General features: G+C 64.3%; 19 protein-coding genes. 11 read left to right on the forward strand and 8 right to left on the reverse strand.

Annotated features, from left to right (window positions below; genetic code table 11):
* Positions 1-3: 3 nt before the first annotated feature.
* Positions 4-330 (reverse strand): ATP synthase archaeal subunit H, encoded by a 327-nt coding sequence (ahaH, locus tag MHAR_RS11495; RefSeq protein ID WP_048144673.1) that lies wholly within the window; start codon positions 328-330, stop codon positions 4-6.
* A gap of 144 nt (positions 331-474) precedes the next feature.
* Positions 475-1,644: a RuBisCO large subunit C-terminal-like domain-containing protein gene (locus MHAR_RS11500; RefSeq protein ID WP_014587790.1), complete on the reverse strand. Its 1,170-nt coding sequence runs from the start codon at positions 1,642-1,644 to the stop codon at positions 475-477.
* 301 nt (positions 1,645-1,945) lie between these two features.
* Here MHAR_RS11500 and fbp point away from each other — a divergent pair, with 301 nt between their 5' ends.
* The 9 genes from fbp to MHAR_RS11545 all read left to right on the forward strand — a co-directional run bounded on the left by fbp (position 1,946) and on the right by MHAR_RS11545 (position 12,492).
* Positions 1,946-3,058, forward strand: coding sequence for a fructose-1,6-bisphosphate aldolase/phosphatase (fbp, locus tag MHAR_RS11505; protein ID WP_014587791.1), 1,113 nt, complete (start codon positions 1,946-1,948; stop codon positions 3,056-3,058).
* A gap of 230 nt (positions 3,059-3,288) precedes the next feature.
* A complete protein-coding gene (locus MHAR_RS11510; protein WP_228369565.1) occupies positions 3,289-3,810 on the forward strand; it encodes a 4Fe-4S binding protein in 522 nt (173 codons plus the stop codon).
* Position 3,811: 1 nt separating this feature from the next.
* Positions 3,812-5,545, forward strand: a complete 1,734-nt coding sequence (locus MHAR_RS11515; RefSeq protein WP_014587793.1) for an aldehyde ferredoxin oxidoreductase family protein — start codon at positions 3,812-3,814, stop codon at positions 5,543-5,545.
* 70 nt (positions 5,546-5,615) lie between these two features.
* Complete coding sequence (pfkB, locus tag MHAR_RS11520; protein WP_014587794.1) at positions 5,616-6,551, forward strand: 1-phosphofructokinase; 936 nt, start codon at positions 5,616-5,618, stop codon at positions 6,549-6,551.
* Positions 6,552-6,556: 5 nt separating this feature from the next.
* Positions 6,557-7,483, forward strand: coding sequence for an aldolase (locus MHAR_RS11525; RefSeq protein WP_048145095.1), 927 nt, complete (start codon positions 6,557-6,559; stop codon positions 7,481-7,483).
* A gap of 16 nt (positions 7,484-7,499) precedes the next feature.
* The gene (gene glmU, locus MHAR_RS11530; protein WP_014587796.1) at positions 7,500-8,849 is read left to right on the forward strand and encodes a bifunctional sugar-1-phosphate nucleotidylyltransferase/acetyltransferase; all 1,350 of its coding nucleotides are present in this window, start codon (positions 7,500-7,502) and stop codon (positions 8,847-8,849) included.
* Complete coding sequence (locus MHAR_RS11535; RefSeq protein WP_048144674.1) at positions 8,846-10,948, forward strand: thioredoxin domain-containing protein; 2,103 nt, start codon at positions 8,846-8,848, stop codon at positions 10,946-10,948. Before glmU ends, MHAR_RS11535 begins: the two co-directional genes overlap by 4 nt.
* Before the next feature lie 127 nt (positions 10,949-11,075).
* Positions 11,076-11,771: a hypothetical protein gene (locus MHAR_RS11540; RefSeq protein WP_014587798.1), complete on the forward strand. Its 696-nt coding sequence runs from the start codon at positions 11,076-11,078 to the stop codon at positions 11,769-11,771.
* 145 nt (positions 11,772-11,916) lie between these two features.
* Complete coding sequence (locus MHAR_RS11545) at positions 11,917-12,492, forward strand: COG1470 family protein (protein WP_014587799.1); 576 nt, start codon at positions 11,917-11,919, stop codon at positions 12,490-12,492.
* Positions 12,493-12,536: 44 nt separating this feature from the next.
* On the opposite strand, the gene MHAR_RS11550 is transcribed toward MHAR_RS11545, so the two are convergent.
* The 3 genes from MHAR_RS11550 to MHAR_RS11560 all read right to left on the reverse strand — a co-directional run bounded on the left by MHAR_RS11550 (position 12,537) and on the right by MHAR_RS11560 (position 14,495).
* Positions 12,537-13,460, reverse strand: coding sequence for a ribose 1,5-bisphosphate isomerase (locus tag MHAR_RS11550; protein ID WP_014587800.1), 924 nt, complete (start codon positions 13,458-13,460; stop codon positions 12,537-12,539).
* A 26-nt stretch (positions 13,461-13,486) separates the two neighbouring features.
* Complete coding sequence (locus tag MHAR_RS11555; protein ID WP_048145098.1) at positions 13,487-13,972, reverse strand: flavodoxin family protein; 486 nt, start codon at positions 13,970-13,972, stop codon at positions 13,487-13,489.
* A 163-nt stretch (positions 13,973-14,135) separates the two neighbouring features.
* Positions 14,136-14,495: a cyclophilin-like fold protein gene (locus MHAR_RS11560; RefSeq protein ID WP_014587802.1), complete on the reverse strand. Its 360-nt coding sequence runs from the start codon at positions 14,493-14,495 to the stop codon at positions 14,136-14,138.
* 157 nt (positions 14,496-14,652) lie between these two features.
* Between MHAR_RS11560 and MHAR_RS11565 the strand changes: the two genes are divergently transcribed.
* Positions 14,653-15,090, forward strand: coding sequence for a DUF4231 domain-containing protein (locus tag MHAR_RS11565; RefSeq protein ID WP_014587803.1), 438 nt, complete (start codon positions 14,653-14,655; stop codon positions 15,088-15,090).
* A 285-nt stretch (positions 15,091-15,375) separates the two neighbouring features.
* On the forward strand, positions 15,376-15,582 hold the full coding sequence (locus tag MHAR_RS11570) for a DUF433 domain-containing protein (RefSeq protein WP_014587804.1): 207 nt from the start codon (positions 15,376-15,378) through the stop codon (positions 15,580-15,582).
* Between the two features lie 51 nt (positions 15,583-15,633).
* Here MHAR_RS11570 and argB read toward each other — a convergent pair whose 3' ends face one another.
* From argB to MHAR_RS13990, 3 genes are read right to left on the reverse strand one after another with little or no spacing between them, the layout of a single operon-like run.
* Complete coding sequence (gene argB / locus MHAR_RS11575) at positions 15,634-16,512, reverse strand: acetylglutamate kinase (protein WP_014587805.1); 879 nt, start codon at positions 16,510-16,512, stop codon at positions 15,634-15,636.
* Between the two features lie 40 nt (positions 16,513-16,552).
* Positions 16,553-18,259, reverse strand: coding sequence for a sodium-extruding oxaloacetate decarboxylase subunit alpha (gene oadA, locus MHAR_RS11580; protein ID WP_048145100.1), 1,707 nt, complete (start codon positions 18,257-18,259; stop codon positions 16,553-16,555).
* Between the two features lie 21 nt (positions 18,260-18,280).
* Positions 18,281-18,454 (reverse strand): hypothetical protein, encoded by a 174-nt coding sequence (locus MHAR_RS13990; RefSeq protein WP_228369566.1) that lies wholly within the window; start codon positions 18,452-18,454, stop codon positions 18,281-18,283.
* Positions 18,455-18,537: the final 83 nt, after the last annotated feature.

Below are 18,537 nucleotides of genomic sequence, written 5' to 3' on the forward strand. Positions count from 1 at the left end.
GGTCTAAGCATGCAACAACCCCATAAACTCCTTCAGTAGATGTTCGACTGCAGCGTTCACCTTGCCGCTGGCGCCGCTCTTCATTACATTGACCTTTTTCATGCCGTCGTCGATGATCGCCTGCTTCTTCGACTGAACCCCCTTCTCAGCATCGGCAAGACGCTTCTCAAAGTACTGCTGGGCTTCAGCCTCGGCGGTCCTCACAATGTTCGTTGCTTCGGCAGTGGCATCGGCGATTCGCTTGTCTCGCTCTTGTTGGGCCCGCTCGATGCTGGCTTGAGCATCGGCTTCCGCTTGCTTGATCTTCGATAAGATCTCGTGTCTAGTCATCTGATCCCTCTACCCTCACTACATCCTTACCGTTTTCAGACAGCGCTACCATCACTCAAGCTGTGATAAACGTTCTGACCTCATTACATGTAACAATATAAACTCTTCGGTTTTAGGCGAGATCGGCTCCCGCTCTGGAATATCTCAGCGGGACCAGAACTTCAACGCCGCATCCAGCTCTTTGTGACTCCTGGCGTACTCCTCCGTGGTGACCCCGGCCACCCAGGCCTCCACCGCCTGGACCATAGCCGTCGCGCCAGCCGTGGTCCCGGAGGGATGGCCGTGAACCCCCCCGCCGGCCTGGATTATGCAGTCGGTGCCGTATCCATCCAGGTTCGGGCGGACCATCCCAGGATGGACTCCGCCGGAGGCGACGGGGAAGACGGGGCGGAGGCCGTACCACTCCTCCCGGAGGGCGTCTCTGCAGCTGTCATTCTCCTCCCGGTCCCCGGCCATCTTGCCGAGGTAGCTTCCGGTATGGAGGTTCGTCCCTCCGGCCATCCGGACGAGCCTCGATATGGGGAGCATCGATATCCCATGACGCCTATCCCGGGTGAAGGCGCCGTGCATCGTCCTGTGGACGTGGATCGGTACCTTCACCCCCCGGGCCAGGACCTCCACCGCCGAGAAGCCGGTGGTGAGGACGTCGACCATCACCATGTTGGCGCCGCGACCGACGACCTCCTCCGCCCGCTCCAGGATCTCCTCGGCGCCGGAGGTGACGTTGACGGCGTAGAAGGCCTTCTTCCCCGTCTCGTCCTCCACCTTGGAGAGCTCCGCCATCACCGCCTCCACCCTCTCGTCGATGGGGCAGAAGGACTGGTCCGTCAGGGTCTCGTCGTCCTTGATCAGGTCGAGGCCGCCCCTCACCGCCTGCCCCGCCACCTCCGCCGTATCTTTGGGGCTGAGGCCGACCTTCGGCTTTATGATCGTCCCCACCAGGGGCCGGTCGAAGACCCCCAGGATCTTCCTCGCCTCCTTTATCCCGAACCTCGGCCCCCGGTGGGCTTCGACGAGCCTCTGGGGGAAGATTACGTCCAGGAGCCTGACCTTCTTCAGGGCGCCGAGGCCGAAGAGGTTCCCGGCGACGACCGACAGGTACTGGGGGATGTTCCCGGCCTCGAAGAGCTCTTCGGGGAAGGCGACGTACGCGAAGTTCCCCTCCGCCCGGACGACCCGGGCGGCGAGGTCCGATGCGAGCCTCTCCCGCTCCACCTCGGTCCAGGTCCCGGTGGACTGCTCGGCGGCTATAGCCTCGGCGGCCTTCTCGATCGGAAGGTCGGTCTCGACATAATATTTCGCTATGACTTCCATATCCTCCAACTCTCCTCAGGGGAGGATAATGCACCTCGCCGGTAATAAACTCTCTTTATGCCCGAATGGTCCCCGGCGGGGAGGGGAGATACCGACATAGCGGGCTCTTCGCCCCCCCATTCTAAAAAACGGAACCGTAACAGGTAAAAGGCAAAAGGTACAGCCTCATCCAGCAGAATCACCACGGCCGGTTGGCAAGATCCGAATCAAACCTCCCCCGTCGGTCATCGGCCAGGGGCGGAACGCCGCTGATGAACGCCGATTTCGATTCGAGGGGTCGACCGGAGAGAGGGGACTGTAAATGACTAAAATCACCATCAGCTTGATCAAGGCAGACGTCGGAGGATGGCCCGGCCACGCCACCGTCCACCCCGCACTGAAGGAGACCGCCGAGTCGGTCCTATCCCAGGAGAAGGCGAAAGGCGAGATCATCGACTTCAAGGTGATGTCCGTCGGCGACGACCTCCAGCTCATGATGACCCACCAGCGGGGAGTGGACAACGCCGAGATCCACGGCCTCGCCTGGGAGGTGATGTGCAAGGCGACGGAGAAGGCGAAGGAGCTGAAGCTCTACGGCGCGGGCCAAGACCTCCTCTGCGACGCCTTCTGCGGAAACATCAAGGGGATGGGGCCGGGAGTCGCCGAGATGGAGTTTGAAGAGAGGGCGGCCGAGCCGGTCGTCGCCTTCATGATGGACAAGACGGAGCCGGGGGCCTTCAACCTCCCGATCTTCAGGATATTCGCCGACCCCTTCAACACCGCAGGCCTCGTCATCGACCCCAGCATCCACCAGGGGTTCGTCTTCGAGGTCTGGGACATCATGGAGCACAAGAAGGTGATGATGGACTCCCCCGAGGAGATGTACGACATCCTCGCCCTCATCGGCGCCAAGAGCAGGTACGTCATCAAGAGGGTCTACCCCAAGGCGGGGAAGCTCCCCGAGGACGAGCCCGCCGCCGTCGTCAGCACCGAGAAGCTCTACCAGACCGCCGGGACCTACGTCGGAAAGGACGACCCCGTCGCCCTGGTCAGAGCGCAGTCGGGGCTCCCCGCCCTCGGGGAGGTCTTGGAGCCCTTCTCCCTCGGCCACCTCGTCAGCGGCTGGATGAGGGGGAGCCACAACGGCCCCCTGATGCCCTGCGCCTTCGAGGACGCCGTCTGCACCAGGTTCGACGGCCCCCCCCGGGTCATAGCCGCCGGGTTCCAGATCGCGAAAGGGATGCTGATCGGCCCCGTCGACCTCTTCCGGGACCCCGCCTTCGACCTGACGAGGCAGAGGGTTCACGAGATCACCGATTACATGCGCCGCCACGGCCCCTTCGAGCCCCACCGCCTGCCGATGGAGGATATGGAGTACACCACCCTCCCCCACGTCCTCAAGAACCTGGGGGAGAGGTTCGCGGACGCCGATTGAGGCTGGGAAGGGCGGGCCGCCCCTCCCTCTCCGACCTGCCCGCCATCGAAGGGCCCGGAGTTATCCCAAGAGCCGCACCCTCCACCGCCCATCCCCAATCCGGGGCCTGGACGAGAAATGGTTAATAATTATGCGAGCTAATTTTTAAGTCGTTCTCGTCGGCGGGGGTCTGATCACCTCCAGGAAGAGAGCGGGACTTTAACCGATCAAGATCGAGGGGGTTCGCAGGATTGGGATCGTCGACAGAACCCGAAGAGACGGGGGCCCCAGCGCCGGCGGGGGGGGCCGGAGGCGAGGCGGAAGGGGGAAAGCCCACTTTGGGGAAGAGGAAGAAGCGGAGGCTGAAGGTCGCCCACCCGGAGAGGTGCATAGGATGCCTCTCCTGCATGTTCGCCTGCAGCAGGATCAACGCCGGCCGGGCGTCCCCGGACCGGAGCGCCATCAAAGTCAAGACCCAGGGGGGGCTCGAAGGGGACTTCGCCGTCGTCGTCTGCCGCGCCTGCACGGACCCCCCCTGCGCCAGGGCCTGCCCCACGGGGGCCCTCGTCCGGAGGGAGGGGGGCGGGGTCCTCCTGAATAGGGAGCTATGCCAGGGATGCGGCGCCTGCGCCGAAGCCTGCCTCATCAGGGCCATATCCCAGGACGACGAGGGGCAGACGGTCTGCTGCAAGCACTGTGGCGCCTGCGTCGCCTTCTGCCCCCACGGAGTCCTGGAGATGGAAGAGGTGGAGGAATGGACGGGAGGCTTGTAGGATGCTGAGAAGGGTTCTATACATAGACCTGGGGAGGGGCGAGAGCGCCGTCGAGGAGAGGGAGGATCTCTTCGAAGAGTGGCTCGGCGGTACGGGGGTGGCGACCCAGCTCCTCCTGGAGGAGTGCCCCCCGGGGGCGGACCCCCTCTCCCCGGAGGCCCCCATAGTATTCAGCATCGGCCCCTTGAACGCCCTCTTTCCGGCCATCACCAAGACCGTCGCCGCCTTCAAGTCCCCCTTGAGCGGCGAGCTCGGCGAGTCCTACGCCGGCGGGAGGCTCGGGATGGCCCTCAGGTTCGCGGGGCACGAGGCGGTCGTAGTAAGGGGCGCGGCGGAGCGGCCCGTCTACATATCCATCGAGAACGACGAGGTGAAGATCAAGGACGCCACCTCGATATGGGGGGTCCCCGCCACCGTCGTCGGATACATCCTCCGCGACGTCGAGACGGGGGTTGGCCGAAGGTCGATCATCAGGATCGGACCCGGCGGGGAGAGGCTCGTCAGGTACGCCGGGGTGGTCGTCGACACCTACCGCCACTTCGGGAGGCTAGGCCTCGGCGCCGTCTTCGGGTCGAAGAAGCTGAAGGCGATCGTCGTCTCGGGGACCGAGGACGTGATGGTCCCGGACCCCAGGAGGTACAGGCGGATCTACAACCGCCTATTCAAGACCGTCGTCCAGACCGACGCCATGGAGAAGTACCACGACATCGGCACCCCCATCAACATCAACGTTTTAAACCAGCTGAAGGGGCTCCCCACCCGGAACTTCCAGGATAGCAGCTTCGAGGGGGCCGAGAAGATCAGCGGCGAGGTCCTCGCCGACAACTACCTCTTCCGGAGGGTCTCCTGCGCCCACTGCCCCATCGGCTGCATTCACATCGGGATGCTCAAGACCTCCTTCTCTCGCGAGCATGAGTTCGAGATCAGGAAGATCTCCTACGACTTCGAGCTCCTCTACGCCCTGGGGTCGAACCTCGGGGTCTCCTCCGCAGAGGGGGTGCTGGAGCTGATCGAGGCGTGTGAGCGGCAGGGGCTCGACGCCATCAGCACCGGGGTCGTCCTCGCCTGGGCGACGGAGGCCCTGGATCGGGGGCTCGTCACCCTCCAGGAGACCCTGGGGGTATCCCTCCGGTGGAACGACGTCCCCAGCTACCTGAAGGCGATAGAGAATATAGTCAGGATGGAGAACGAGTTCTACGCCGCCCTCGCCCAAGGGGTCGTCTTCGCCTCGGAGAGGTACGGCGGCGGAGAGTTCGCCATGGCCCTGGGGAAGAACGAGGTCCCCGGCTACCACACCGGCCCCGCCTCCGTCGTCGGCCTCACCGTGGGGGTTAGACACTCCCACCTCGACAACGCCGGCTACAGCATCGACCAGCGAGCTTTGAAGAAGAGCCTCACCCCCGAGGAGATGGTCGACGCCATCATCCGGGAGGACGACTCCCGGGGGGTCTACAACTCCCTCGTCGGCTGCCTCTTCGCGAGGGGGGTCTACACCCCCGAGAACATCCTCGAGGCCCTGGGCTCGGTGGGGATCGAGAAGACGGAAGGGGAGCTGGAGGAGCTCGGCCGGAGGATCTTCGACGAGAAGTACAGGTTCAAGAGGCGGGAGGGGTTCGACCTGGCAGAGGCCCGGATACCCCGACGGTTCTACGAGACGGTCTCCGCGGTCGGGATGATCGATCCGGAGACGATCGAGGAGATGATGAGGATCTACCGGAAGAGGCGAGGCTGGTGACCCCGCTCCAAAAGACCCCGAAGGGTGGCTGGAGAGCTGGCCCCCTAATCCATAAACGGAGATGTAATCTGTGATCTACACCATAACCCTGAACCCCGCCCTGGACAGGACCCTCTGGGTCAGCGAGATCAAGGAGGATGTATCGAACCGGATCATCCGGGAGGAGAGCTACCCCGGAGGGAAGGGGATCGACGTATCGAAGGTCCTGACCGCCCTCGGCGTCCCGAACCGGGCCCTGGGGTTCATCGCCGGGTTTGCGGGCCGCCAGCTGGAGGCTCAGCTGACCCGGGACGGGACCGACTGCAGCTTCATCCCCGTCTCCGGGGAGACGAGGACGAACGTCGTCATCCACGAGCTTGGGAGCGGAAGGCAGATCATCCTCAACTCCGCCGGCCCCGAGGTGAAGCCCTTCGAGCTCCTCGAGATCTCCGACCTGGTCAGGAAGATAGAGGAGCCGGAGTTCGTCTCCATCGGAGGGAGCCTCCCGCCCCGGGCCCACCCCGAGGTCTATCGGAAGATCATCGAGACGGCGAAGCTCCGGAGGGCGAAGGTCGTCCTGGACGTGGACCGGGAAGCCCTGTTGGTGGGTATACGCGGCAAGCCCGACGTCATAAAGCCGAACATCCACGAGCTCTCCGCCCTGGTGGGCAAGAGGCTGGAGAAGAGGGGGGAGATCCTGGAGGCGGCCCGGGAGATAAACCGACGGGGCGTCGGAATCGTCCTGGTATCGATGGGGCCGAGGGGGATCCTCCTCGTCTCCGAGGGGAAGGCGTACCAGGCGGTCCCCCCCGAGGTGGAGGTGGTGAACACCATCGGCGCCGGAGACTCCTCGGTGGCGGGGTTCATATACGGCCTCGTTGCGGGAAGAGACCTCAAAGAGGCTCTGATCTGGGCGACGGCCGCCGGGACGGCGACGACCCTCCGGCAGGGGACCGCCCTCGCCACCCGGGAGGACGTGGAGAGGATCGTCCCCCAGGTGAGGCTCGAGACGATATCGGAGGATTGAGGAAGATGACGAGAAGAATGGAACGAGACGAGGTGCTGGTCCCCGCGGACGTTCCGCCCGGAAGGCGGTGGGACTACCAGGAGAGCTACCTGAAGATCACGAGAGGGAGCGGCCGGCTGATGCTCTTCGCCGGAGACCAGAAGGTCGAGCACCTCAACCGGGACTTCAGCGGCCCGGGGATCAGCCCCGAGGACGGAGACCCCGAGCACCTCTTCCGGATCGCCGACCGCGGGAGGATCGGGGTCTTCGCCGCCCAGCTCGGCCTCATCGCCCGCTACGGGATGGACTACCCGAGGGTCCCGTACCTCGTCAAGCTCAACTCGAAGACCGACCTCGTCCAGGCCGACCAGAGGGACCCCCTCAGCCGCCAGCTGGTGGAGGTCTCCCAGGTGGAGGAGTTCGCGAAGGATAGCGGCCTCGAAGTCCTGGGGGTCGGCTATACCGTCTATCTCGGGAGCGAGTATGAGGCGGAGATGCTCCGGGAGGCTTCCCAGATCGTCCTCCAGGCCCACCGCCGCGGCCTCGTCGCCGTCCTCTGGATCTACCCCCGGGGAAGGGCCGTAAGAGACGAGAGAGACCCCCACCTGATCGCGGGGGCGACCGGCGTCGCCGCCGCCCTGGGGTCGGACTTCGTAAAGGTCAACTATCCGAAGAGGGAGGGGGCGAGCTCCGAGTTGATCTTCAAGGAGGCGGTGGCCGCCGCCGGGAGGACGAAGGTCGTCTGCGCCGGGGGAGCCAGCCGCGACCCGAAGTCGTTCCTCCAGGAGCTATTCGACCAGATCCACGTCAGCGGCGCCGCCGGGAACGCCACCGGAAGGAACATCCACCAGAAGGGGCTCGATGAAGCGGTGAGGATCTGCAACGCCATCAGCGCCATCACCCTCGACGACGCCACCGTCGAAGAGGCGCTGAGGATATTCAGGGGAGATTGAGGGAGGCGGGATCCTCGTGAAGGCGATAATCCTCGCGGCGGGGGAGGGGAGGAGGATGCGCCCCCTCACCGCCAACCTCCCGAAGGGGATGCTTCCCATCGGCGGAAAGCCCCTCCTGGAGCACGTTCTCCTTATGGCGAAGGAGGCGGGGGCGGAGAGGTTCGTCTTCGTCGTCGGCCACCAGGGGGAGAAGATCGCCGGCGCCTTCGGGGACGGGAGCCGCCTCGAGGTCGAGATCGAGTACGCCTTCCAGGAGGGGGGGGCCGGGACCGGCCCCGCCCTCCTGGCGGCCGAGGCCCTAGCCGAGGATCGGTTCCTCGTCCTCCGAGGCGACGTCCTCCCCGACGCCGACTCCGTCAGGAGGCTGATTGCCCTGGAGGCGCCGGCCATGGCGGCGGCGAGGGTAGAAGGCCCCCGGCCGGCAGAGGAGGGGACCCTGGAGGTGAGCGAGGGCCTCCTAAAATCGATCTCCAAAGGAGGAAAAAATCCCCCCTCTAACCTCGTCTCTGCCGGGATCTTCCTCCTCGACAAAAGGGCCTTCGAAGCCCTCCGAAGGGTCCCCCCCGGTGGGGAGGAGAGGGACCTTTTGGAGGCAGTCAGGGTCCTCCTCGCCGAGGGGGTCCAGATCGGGGTGGAGGTGGTGGAGAGGTGGATCGAGATCCTCTTCCCCTGGGACATCCTGAGGGCGAACGAGACCCTCATGCCTCCCGAGACCCGGGGGGTCCTGGGGGAGGTGGAGGCGAACGCCTCCCTCTCCGGGGAGGTGGCCGTCGGCAGGGGGACGGCGATCAGGTCCGGCTCCTACGTGGCGGGGCCGGTGGTGATCGGGGAGGGGTGCGAGATCGGGCCCAACTGCCTCGTCCGAGGGGCGACATCGATAGGAGACGGGGTGCGGATCGGAAGCGGCACCGTCATCGAGGGGAGCACCGTCATGGAGGAGGCGGAGGTATCCCACCTCTGCTACGTCGGAGACAGCCTCATCGGCCCCGGGTGCCGCCTCGGGGTCGGGACGGTCATCACCAACCGGCGCCACGACGGCTCGCCGGTCCGATCCTATCCCGGCGGGGAGGGGACCGAGACCGGCCGGAAGGCCCTCGGCGCCGTCCTCGGCGAGGGGGTGAAGACCGGGGCGGGGACGATCATATACCCCGGGACGGTGATCGAGGCGGGGCGGTGGGGACGCCCGGGGGAGGTCCTCTGGGGGTACGTCCAGGCCGGGAAGGTTGAAGAAGCCGACGAGGGGGATGAGGAGGCGGGAGGGTGCGACCCCGCCGACGCTTTCGGTGGCGGAGCTTTGAGGAGAAAAGGGGTCCCCGAAGGGGCGGTCATCCCGGAGGAGACGCCCCGAGAGGCGGGGAGGGGATGAAGGTGAAGAAGAAGAACCGGCTGGCCTTTGAGAAGAGCCCCTACCTCCTGGAGCACGCCGAGAACCCCGTCGACTGGTACCCCTGGGGGGAGGAGGCCTTCACCAGGGCGGAGAGGGAGGATAAGCCCGTATTCCTATCGATCGGCTACTCCACCTGCCACTGGTGCCACGTCATGGCCGCCGAGTCCTTCGAGGACGAGGAGGTGGCGAGGCTCCTGAACGCCACCTTCGTCCCCATCAAGGTCGACCGGGAGGAGAGGCCGGACCTGGACGCCGTCTACATGGCCGTCGCGCAGATGATGACCGGCTCCGGAGGCTGGCCCCTCACCGTCTTCCTCACCCCCGACAAAAAGCCCTTCTTCGCCGCCACCTACATCCCGAAGGAGTCGAGGTTCGGGAGGATTGGGATCCTCGACCTCATCCCCCGGATCGGCCACCTCTGGAAGAACGAGCGGGCTATGCTCCTCTCCTCGGCGGAGGAGGTGGCCTCCGCCCTCCGCCGGCCCCCGCCGGAGGTGCCGGGGCTCCGCCTCGAGGAGGCGACGATAAAGGCGGCTTATCAGGGGCTCGTCGCCCGCTTCGACGCCGCCAACGGCGGCTTTGGGGGAGCCCCCAAGTTCCCGTCGCCGACGACCTTCCTCTTCCTCCTCCGCCACTGGAGGAGGACCGGAGACCCCGGGGGGGTCCAGATGACGGAGGTCACCCTCCGCGCCATGAGGAGGGGGGGGATCTTCGACCACCTGGGCGGCGGGTTTCACCGCTACTCCACGGATCTGCACTGGCGCCTACCTCACTTCGAGAAGATGCTCTACGACCAGGCGATGATATCCCTCGCCTGCCTGGAGGCCCATCAGGCTACGGGAAAGGCCGAGTACGCCACGATCGCCCGGGAGGTCTTCGACTACCTCCTCCGGGACCTCGCCGCCCCCGAGGGGGGCTTCTACTCCGCCGAGGACGCCGACAGCGAGGGGGAGGAGGGGAGGTTCTACCTCTGGACCCTGCCGGAGGTCCGGGCCGTCCTCGACCCCGACGAGGCGGAGCTGGCGGCCCGGATCTTCCACCTCCAGGAGGAGGGGAACTTCCGGGAGGAGGCGACGGGGAGGCTCACGGGAAAGAACGTCCTCGCCATGAAGATCCCCCTGGAAGACCACGCCCGGGAGATGGGGATCCCGGTGGGGGACCTTCGGGAGTGGCTGGAGGCGGCCCGAGAGAAGCTCTTCGCCGCCCGGGAGGGGAGGGCGAGGCCGAAGAAGGACGACAAGATCCTCGCCGACTGGAACGGCCTCGCCATCGCCGCCCTCGCCCGGGGCGCCCAGGTCCTGGGGGATCGCCGTCTGGAGGAGGCGGCCGATCGAGCCGCCGACCTCGTCCTCCATCGGATGAGGGACGAGAGGGGAAGGCTCCTCCACCGGTACCGGGGCGGCGACGCCGGGATCCTGGGGAACCTCGACGACTACGCCAACATGGTCTGGGGGCTCCTCGAGCTCTACGAGGCGGGATTCCGGCCGGAGCGGCTGGAGGCCGCCCTCGCCCTCGCCCGAGATATGGTGGAGAGGTTTCGGGACCGGGATGGTGGAGGCTTCTTCTTCACCCCGGAGGACGGCGAGGAGCTGATCGTCCGGAGGAAGGACGGCCACGACGGCGCCCTCCCTGCCGGGAACGCCGTGGCCGCCTTCAACCTTTTGAGGCTCGCCAGGATGACCGGCGACCCGGAGCTGGAGGTGATCGGATCGGAGGGGCTCCAGGCCTTCGCCGCCCAGGCGAGGGGGAGCCCCTCGGCGTTCCTCCACCTGCTATCCGCCCTGGACTTCGCCCTGGGGCCGTCCTCGGAGGTGGTGGTGGTGGGGGAGGCCGGGTCCCCGGAGACGGCGGAGATGCTGAAGGCCCTCAGGTCGAGGTTCCTCCCGAGGAAGGTGGTCCTCGGGAGGCCGGTGGGGGAAGACCAGAGGATCGTCGAGCTCGCCGGCTTCACGGCAGAGATGGAGGCTCTGGAGGGGAGGACGACGGCCTACGTCTGCTCGGGGAGGGTCTGCCGGCAGCCTACGACCGACCCGGCGGCGGTCCTCAAGCTCCTGGAGGAGGCCGCTGGGGGCTCCTGAGGGGCAAAATCCGGGCTTTTGGGGGATCAAAAGCTTATTAATGGTGGAACGAGATCATCCATTCGGCAGCGGGGTGAAAGAGCTGCCGATCATCAACGGAGTGGGATAAAATGTCAGAGGTGTTAAATTGAACCTGAGATGGATCGCTCTATCAGCGCTGATCACCATCACCCTCATATCGGGACTCTCAATGGCAGAAGAAGAGCCGATCCCGATGAACGATAGCATAAACGACTCCGTCGCAGCGACGGCGGAAGCCGTCGAGATGGCGCCGGTGGCCGAGATCCCGGCCCCGGAGGATGCAGCCGCTCTGGTCCAGAGCCTCGAAGGGTCCTGGATCCTGAACATGGCCGACGGCCAGACCTCGATGATGGTGCATCAGAGAGAGGGGCTCCTCTTCGGCGCCGCCAACTCCGAGGCCCCGAAGCCCTGGAACGGCGTCGTCACGGGGGAGGCCTCCGAAGGGGGATTTGAGGTGCAGATCCTCTCCCTCCAGGACGGAGTCCTCGTCTCGACGGTGATCGTCGGGTCCGCCACCGCCGACGACCTCTCGGGGAGCTTCGTCCAGTCCGACAGCCAGGGGAAGGTCAGCCAGGGGATCGTCACAGGATTTCTGCTGAGCCCCGACACCTCGGGGTATGAGCCTGCCAACGTCCCGGCCGCCGTTGCTCCCGCAGCAGCCGCCGTGGCCCCGGCCCCGGAGATCCCGGCGGCGGCACCCCCTGCTCAGGATACGACCGCCAGCGGCGGTATAAAGCCCGTGGACGTGACCACCTTCAGGGATAGGTTCGCCGTCGGAGCCGGCGCGCCTTTGCCGGTTTAGGTCCATCTTCAGGAAGCTCCAAGGGGGTCTACCGCCTCCCGGCAGGGAGGCCGAAGATCTCCACAATTTTTTGTCCTTCAGGTCCGCCCTCTCCTTCTCATATCCGCCCGAAAGGAGCTTAATCATGGTCAGCGGATAAAAGAGCATGAAAGGAGCTTTTGCTGCCCTTCTCCTCCTCCTCCTCATCGCCGGAGAGGCGGAGGCGTCGGTCTTCTTCAAGATAGTCGAGGTCCCCGCCGTCCGGGTCAGCCCCGGGGAAGATGCGGAGTTCACCGTCTTCATCCAGAATCTGGGGAGCCAGAGCGGCTATGCGGGGCTGATCTTCAGGAACATCCCCGAGGGGCTATCGATCGTCGGTCCCCGATGCACCAAGTGGGTCGACTCCGGTACGAGGCGGGAGTTCGACTGCCAGCTGAGGGTCGAGGCGGGGGACGTCCCGCCGGGGAACTACTCCTTCGAGGTGGGGATCGTGGCGGCGGGAGCGCCCCCGGAGTGGACCCCCGTCCAGGTGATCGTCTCCGAGGCCGGGGTCCCCAGGACGGAAGGTGAGAGGGACGAACTCCCCGAGGAGTACCCGGCCTGCCCCATCGTCCGGGAGGAGGGGGAGGCACCTACCGAAAAACCCCAGGAGGCGGAGGGGACGCCGGGGCTCGGGGTCCCGGCCGCCCTGGGGGCGATGGCGGTGGCCCTCCACCTCAGGGGGCGGGGGAGGAGAGGCTGAGACGGTCTTGATAGGGGTCCCAGGCGAGGAGGGAGGAGAGGGGGTCAGGGGACCCTCCCCTCCATCTCCCAGCCGAGCATCTCCTTGATGACGAGGTAGCTCATCTCCGGCGGGATCGCCCCCACCTCGGTGCAGATTACGTCGATGTACTGGTGGGGGGTGACGTCGAAGGCGGGGTTCCTCACCCGGACGTGCTTCAGCTCAGATATGCCGGGGTAGACCTCCTCGGCCGCCCTCTCCTCGATGGGGACGAGCTCCCCCATCAGCGTCTCGGGGCTGAACTTGTAGGTCTCCGCCGCCACCATGAAGCTCGTCCTCGCCTCGTGAGCGGCGAGGGCGATGGCGGCGGTCCCTATCTTGTTGACGAGAGAGCCGCTGGCGGTCACCACGTCGGCGCCTACGATCACCTCGTCCACCTCGTTGATCACCGACCTCACCGCCGAGTCGACGACCAGCTCCGTCTCGATCCCCCAGCCGTCCAGGGTCTTGACCGTCAGGTGGCCCTGGTACCTCGGCCGGGACTCGGTGGCGATGACTTTGACGTCCTTGCCGGCGTCGAAGGCGGTCTTGATGATGGATAGCGCCACCGAGGAGTTGCAGTGGGTGAGGATCACGTCGCCGTCCCGGACCCTCCGGGACCCGATCTCCCCGATCCGCTCGACGGCCATCAGGGACCGCTCGACGAAGCCGTCGGCGTTCTTCGCCAGGGAGGTTCGGGCCGACTCCACCTCATCCCCGCGGTACCGCATCACCATCCTGATGGCGTTGGATAGCGAGACCGCCGTAGGCCTGGTATTGAGCAGAATGTCGGCAGCCATGTCCACCTGGGCGTTGAACTCCTCGATCCCGGAGGGGTCGATGGCGAGGGCGAACTCCTTCAGCGCCCCGGCCGCGGCCCTCCCGATGAGGGCCGCCCCCCGGATCTCCATCGACCTGATCTTCTCGGCCGTATCCAGCAGCTGATCCATGGGGCGGGTCATCTCGCGACTTCCCATCAGGCCGAGGCGATGGATTTCGCCAGCCTTGCCACCCGCTCGCCGAGCTTCCGGCAGGCGATCAGGGCCGAGGCGTCGGGGGCCCCCACGGCGACGGCGCCGTAATGGCCACCGGTCTCCAGGGGGTCGCCGACGATCACCATCCCGTGGATCAGCATCCCCTGGATCATCGACAGGAGCGTCGTCTCGTTTCCGCCGGTGGGGCTCCCCGAGGAGGTGAAGGCCGCGCCGATTTTATCCTCGAGGCGGCCCCGGACCCGGACCGACCCGTCGATGAAGCCCTTCATCTCGGCGGAGAGGGTCCCGAAGTAGGTGGGGGCCCCGAGGACGATCCCGTCGGCTCCGGTCAGGTCCTCCAAGGCCGCCTCTTCGACCTTCTTCATTACCACATCCGCCCCTCCTTCCTTCGCGCCCTCGGCGACCGCCGCCGCCATCCTGGCGGTGTTCCCGCTTCGAGAATGGTAGACTACCAATACCTTCGTCATCTCGTTCACCTCAAGATCCTGCTAAGACCATCCTGGTCAGATCATCCTTCTATGAACTTCGCGGAATGTATCCGCCGTCTTCACTATTAATCTTCCTCTAATCTTCCTCTAATCTTCCTCTGATCATGAGAACGCGCCGCAGCGGCGAGGGCGAGGCTCCGGCTCAACCCTCCCCCTTCCGCAAGATGATCCTGTCCCCCTCCTCGACCCTGGGGAATACGTCGATGCCGGAGACGATCCTCCCGATGGTGTTGACCGCCGAGTAGGGCTGGGTCCTCCCGAAGAAGATGCAGAAGGCCGAGCCCGGGGTCCAGAAGGAGACGTCCCCCGCCTCCGACGAGGGGGACGGGTTCTCGTCGGCAAGGCTGAAAGGAAGAGAGAAGTAGACCTCTTCCCCCCAGAGCTGGGCCCTCGCCTCCTGGGGGAGCCGCTCCATGATCTCCGCAGCGGTCCGGGGGTTACGGCCGTCGATCTCCGCTCGGGCGGAGCCCTTCCCATCCACAATGATCTCGATGAAGTTCATGATATAGCACCTCTTCTCGCGCTTCTCTTGGGATAATCGTCTTCAAATCAACTTAACATTGGCGGCAGCTCATGTGAGATGTTCGCTGACAAAATAATTTTAAGGTTGCAGATCCCACAGGCATTGAGATCATCTCGTTTATCCCGGTGGTGAGATCATGACCTCAGATAATCCGACCCTAGACCGGTTCAATGAACAGCTCAAATGGTACGAAGACCATAGCAGACAGAGCCAGATATGCTTCAGGGGGCTCAAAGTGATCGAGATCGTCGCCGCCGCCCTCATACCCTTCGCCGCGGGATTGATGCCAGATCCACTCCTCATCGGCGGATTGGGGGTGATAATTGTCGTCCTAGAGTCGGTGCAGGGGCTCTTCCAGTTCCAGCAGAACTGGACGAACTATCGCTCCACCGCAGAGGGGCTCAAGCGAGAGAAGTACCTCTGGCTTGCCAAGGCCGGGCCGTACAAAGATCCCGAAAATCCAAACCCCGATTCCCTCTTCGCCGAGAGGGTAGAGGCCCTGATCTCCACGGAGCACTCAAAATGGATCAGGTATCAGGAGCAGGCGGGGAAGGGGAAAGAGCAGAAGAGTTGACCGGAAGAATACATGTCCGACCGAAGAGGGAGGCTCAGACCCTATAGATCATCATACTCACGCAGCCTGGAGAAGAGCTACGAAAGGAGGTGAGGCGTTTTGAATCCTGACCTTGCCCTTTCTCACTCCAACGACCTCGATGACCGTCATGCTACGCCACCACTTACGACCATCCTCCCTTTCCTCAGAATAGCATGATCCAGAGAGAAAAGTAACTCTTCCCAAATAGTCGAAACCATTTATTTAGATAAGATGAAGATCCAATAGCTTGGTCGGTGATAAGAGATGATCTGGCAAGATCGCATCGTGATCGATCCTGCAATCCTCGCAGGCAAGCCCGTGATCAAAGGCACGCGCCTGGCCGTCGAATTCATAATCGACCTTCTCGCCCAGGGATGGTCTGAACTGGAGATCCTGCGAAACTATCCTGGCCTCGCCTCTGAAGACCTCCAGGCCTGTCTCAACCTACAATCCCAAATCCGATGGAATTAGCTGCTGATAGGTTTGGACGGTAAGGAAGAAAATAGTCCCGACCGAGAGGGCTCATCCCCTCTCGATCATCGTCCCGACGCCGGTGTCTGTGAAGAGCTCCAGAAGGAGGGCGTGAGGCCTTCTGCCGTCGACGATGTGGGCGGACTGGACCCCGCCCTCCACGGCCCGGACACAGGCCTCCACCTTGGGGATCATCCCTCCGGTGATCACCTTCTCGTCGACCATCCTCCTGAAGTCGGATATGCGAAAACTTGAGATGACGGTGTTGGGGTCCTCGGGCCGCAGCTTCACCCCCTCGACGTCGGTGACGGAGATGAGCTTTTTTGCGCCCAGGGCTATCGCGATCACCCCGGCGGCGGTGTCGGCGTTGACGTTGAGGTTGTTTCCCTCGCCGTCGACGGCTATGGGGGAAATCACCGGGATGTACCCCTTCCCGGCGGTGATCATGATGATCTCGGGGTTGACCCTCACGACCTCCCCGACCCAGCCGAGGTCTATGGGCGCCTCCTCCCCGGCGACGACGATCGGCGCCTTCTTCCGCGCCACGATCAGCTGGCCGTCTTTGCCGGAGAGGCCGATCCCTTTTCCGCCGTGCTTTCCGATGAGGGAGACGAGGCTGGAGTTGATGTTCCCCAGGAGGACCATCCTCGCGATCTCCAGGGTCTCCTCGTCGGTGACCCGCAGGCCCCCGACGAAGACGGACTTCTTCCCGAACCGGGCCATCTTCTCGGAGATCTCGGGGCCGCCGCCGTGGACGACGACGGGATGGATCCCGACGTACCGGAGGAGGACGAGGTCCTGGACGAAGGTGTCCAGCACCTCCCTATCGGACATGATCGACCCGCCTATCTTGATCACCATGATCGAGTCGTAGAACTCCCGCAGGTAGGGGAGAGCCTCGATGAGCACCTGTTCCCTTTTGACCGACATCCGCTGATCCTTCCTTTTAATCCGAACCTGGCCGAGGATCTCAGTCGATGGACATCAATATGTCGCCCGGCGCGACGGTGGCGCCCACCTCGGCGTAGATCTCCGCCACGACGCCGTCCTTGTTGGCGGAGACTTTGTTCTCCATCTTCATCGCTTCGAGGACGGCTACGGCGTCCCCCTTGGAGACCTTGTCGCCCTTCTTGATCAGGTAGCGGATTATGACCCCCTGCATCGGGACCGTCACCCCGTCCTTGGGCGCCTTCGGCTCCACCGCCTCGATGGAGATCCCCGCCGGAGCGACCTTGACGAGGTAGGACTCCCCGTCCACCTCGACGTTGAAGGCCGCGGGCTTTCCACCGATGGCCCCTGTCTGGAGATCTGCAGGGAGAGCCTTCTTGAGGACCTCCTCTTTCGCCTCCCCCTTGAGGAACTTCTCCGCCACCTGGGGATACAGGGCGTAGGTGAGGACGTCCTCCTCCCTCCTGACGAGCCCCTTCCCTTCCGCCTCGGCCTTCATCTTCTCGTACTCGGGTGGTATCAGGTCCGCGGGGCGGACGGTGATCGGCTCCTCGTCCTCCAGGATCTCGGCCCTGATCTTGGGGTTGATCTCCCCCGGGGACCGGCCGTAGAGCCCCTTGACGTAGTCCTTCACCTCCTTGGGGACGGCCTTGTACCTCTCGCCGGTGAGGACGTTGAGGACCGCCTGGCTTCCGACGATCTGGCTGGTGGGGGTGACGAGGGGCGGGTAGCCGAGATCCTCCCTAACCCTGGGGAACTCGGCGAGGACCTCGTCGTACTTGTCGAGGGCCTTCTGCTCGACGAGCTGGGAGACGAGGTTTGAGAGCATCCCGCCCGGGACCTGGTAGACGAGGACGTTGCTGTCGACCCGGGCGGCTATGGGGTTGAAGAGGGGGGCGTAGACCTCCATCAGCTTCTCGAAGTACCTCTTGATCTCGGTGAGGAGCTTCAGGTCGAGGCCGGTCTCGTAGGGGGTCCCCTCCAGGGCCGCGACGATCGACTCTGTTGGCGGGTGAGAGGTTCCCCAGCCGAGGGGGGATATGGCGGTGTCGAGGATGTCCACCCCCGCCTCGCAGCCGAAGAGGAAGCTCATGGGAGCCATCCCGCTGGTGCAGTGGGAGTGGAGATCGACGGGGATGGAGGTCTCCTCTTTCATCGACGCCACGAGATCGTAGGCGTCGTGGGGGAGGATGAGGCCGGCCATGTCCTTGATGCAGAGGGAGTCGCAGCCGAGGTCGGCGAGCTCCACCGCCATCTTGGTGAACTGCTCTATCGAATGGACGGGGCTTGTGGTGTAGCAGACGCAGCCCTGGACGTGGGCGTCCATATCTTTGGCGGCCTTGATGGCGACGGTCATATTTCGGATGTCGTTGACGGCGTCGAAGATCCTGAATACGTCGACCCCGTTCTTCGCCGCCCTCTCGACGAACTTGACGACGATGTCGTCGGCGTAGTGGCGGTAGCCGACCAGGTTCTGGCCCCGAAGGAGCATCTGGAGGGGGGTGTTGGGCATGGCGAGCTTCAGGGCCCGGAGCCTCTCCCAGGGGTCTTCGTTCAGGTATCTGATACATGAGTCGAAGGTGGCGCCACCCCAGACCTCCATGGAGAAGAAGCCCACCTCGTCGAGCTTCTCTGCTATCGGGAGCATGTCCCGTGTTCTCATCCTGGTGGCAAGAAGTGACTGATGAGCATCTCTGAAGACCGTTTCTGTTATCCTTACTTTACCCATGAGATCAACCATCCATCTAATTCAGATCATCTTGTGTTTTTCTAGCTCTCTCAAAACGTGATGCCCCTGGTCGGTGAGCATGTACTTCTTCCATGTGTGCTTCTCGGGGGTTATGCACTCCACCAGTTTCTGCTCTTCGCACTCCTTTATCGCCCTGCTTATATTCTGGATCGATCGATCAGTACTTCGAGCCACTTCCGATGCCTTAACCACCCTGGAATTCCGGATCGACCTCATCAAGAGGAGGCGCCGATCCGCACTGAGAACCCATCGGACTA

Source organism: Methanothrix harundinacea 6Ac (assembly GCF_000235565.1).
Taxonomy (GTDB): domain Archaea; phylum Halobacteriota; class Methanosarcinia; order Methanotrichales; family Methanotrichaceae; genus Methanocrinis; species Methanocrinis harundinaceus.

What these genes read in the sequence shown, in the direction of transcription:
- MHAR_RS11560 (WP_014587802.1), bottom strand. Translation starts at nt 14,495, where the DNA reads ATGAACTTCATCGAGATCATTGTGGATGGGAAGGGCTCCGCCCGAGCG.
- fbp (WP_014587791.1), top strand. Translation starts at nt 1,946, where the DNA reads ATGACTAAAATCACCATCAGCTTGATCAAGGCAGACGTCGGAGGATGG.
- MHAR_RS11570 (WP_014587804.1), top strand. Translation starts at nt 15,376, where the DNA reads ATGATCTGGCAAGATCGCATCGTGATCGATCCTGCAATCCTCGCAGGC.
- MHAR_RS11515 (WP_014587793.1), top strand. Translation starts at nt 3,812, where the DNA reads ATGCTGAGAAGGGTTCTATACATAGACCTGGGGAGGGGCGAGAGCGCC.
- MHAR_RS11565 (WP_014587803.1), top strand. Translation starts at nt 14,653, where the DNA reads ATGACCTCAGATAATCCGACCCTAGACCGGTTCAATGAACAGCTCAAA.
- MHAR_RS11535 (WP_048144674.1), top strand. Translation starts at nt 8,846, where the DNA reads ATGAAGGTGAAGAAGAAGAACCGGCTGGCCTTTGAGAAGAGCCCCTAC.
- MHAR_RS11550 (WP_014587800.1), bottom strand. Translation starts at nt 13,460, where the DNA reads ATGGATCAGCTGCTGGATACGGCCGAGAAGATCAGGTCGATGGAGATC.
- MHAR_RS11555 (WP_048145098.1), bottom strand. Translation starts at nt 13,972, where the DNA reads ATGACGAAGGTATTGGTAGTCTACCATTCTCGAAGCGGGAACACCGCC.
- ahaH (WP_048144673.1), bottom strand. Translation starts at nt 330, where the DNA reads ATGACTAGACACGAGATCTTATCGAAGATCAAGCAAGCGGAAGCCGAT.
- MHAR_RS11500 (WP_014587790.1), bottom strand. Translation starts at nt 1,644, where the DNA reads ATGGAAGTCATAGCGAAATATTATGTCGAGACCGACCTTCCGATCGAG.
- MHAR_RS11545 (WP_014587799.1), top strand. Translation starts at nt 11,917, where the DNA reads ATGAAAGGAGCTTTTGCTGCCCTTCTCCTCCTCCTCCTCATCGCCGGA.
- argB (WP_014587805.1), bottom strand. Translation starts at nt 16,512, where the DNA reads ATGTCGGTCAAAAGGGAACAGGTGCTCATCGAGGCTCTCCCCTACCTG.
- MHAR_RS11525 (WP_048145095.1), top strand. Translation starts at nt 6,557, where the DNA reads ATGACGAGAAGAATGGAACGAGACGAGGTGCTGGTCCCCGCGGACGTT.
- oadA (WP_048145100.1), bottom strand. Translation starts at nt 18,259, where the DNA reads ATGGGTAAAGTAAGGATAACAGAAACGGTCTTCAGAGATGCTCATCAG.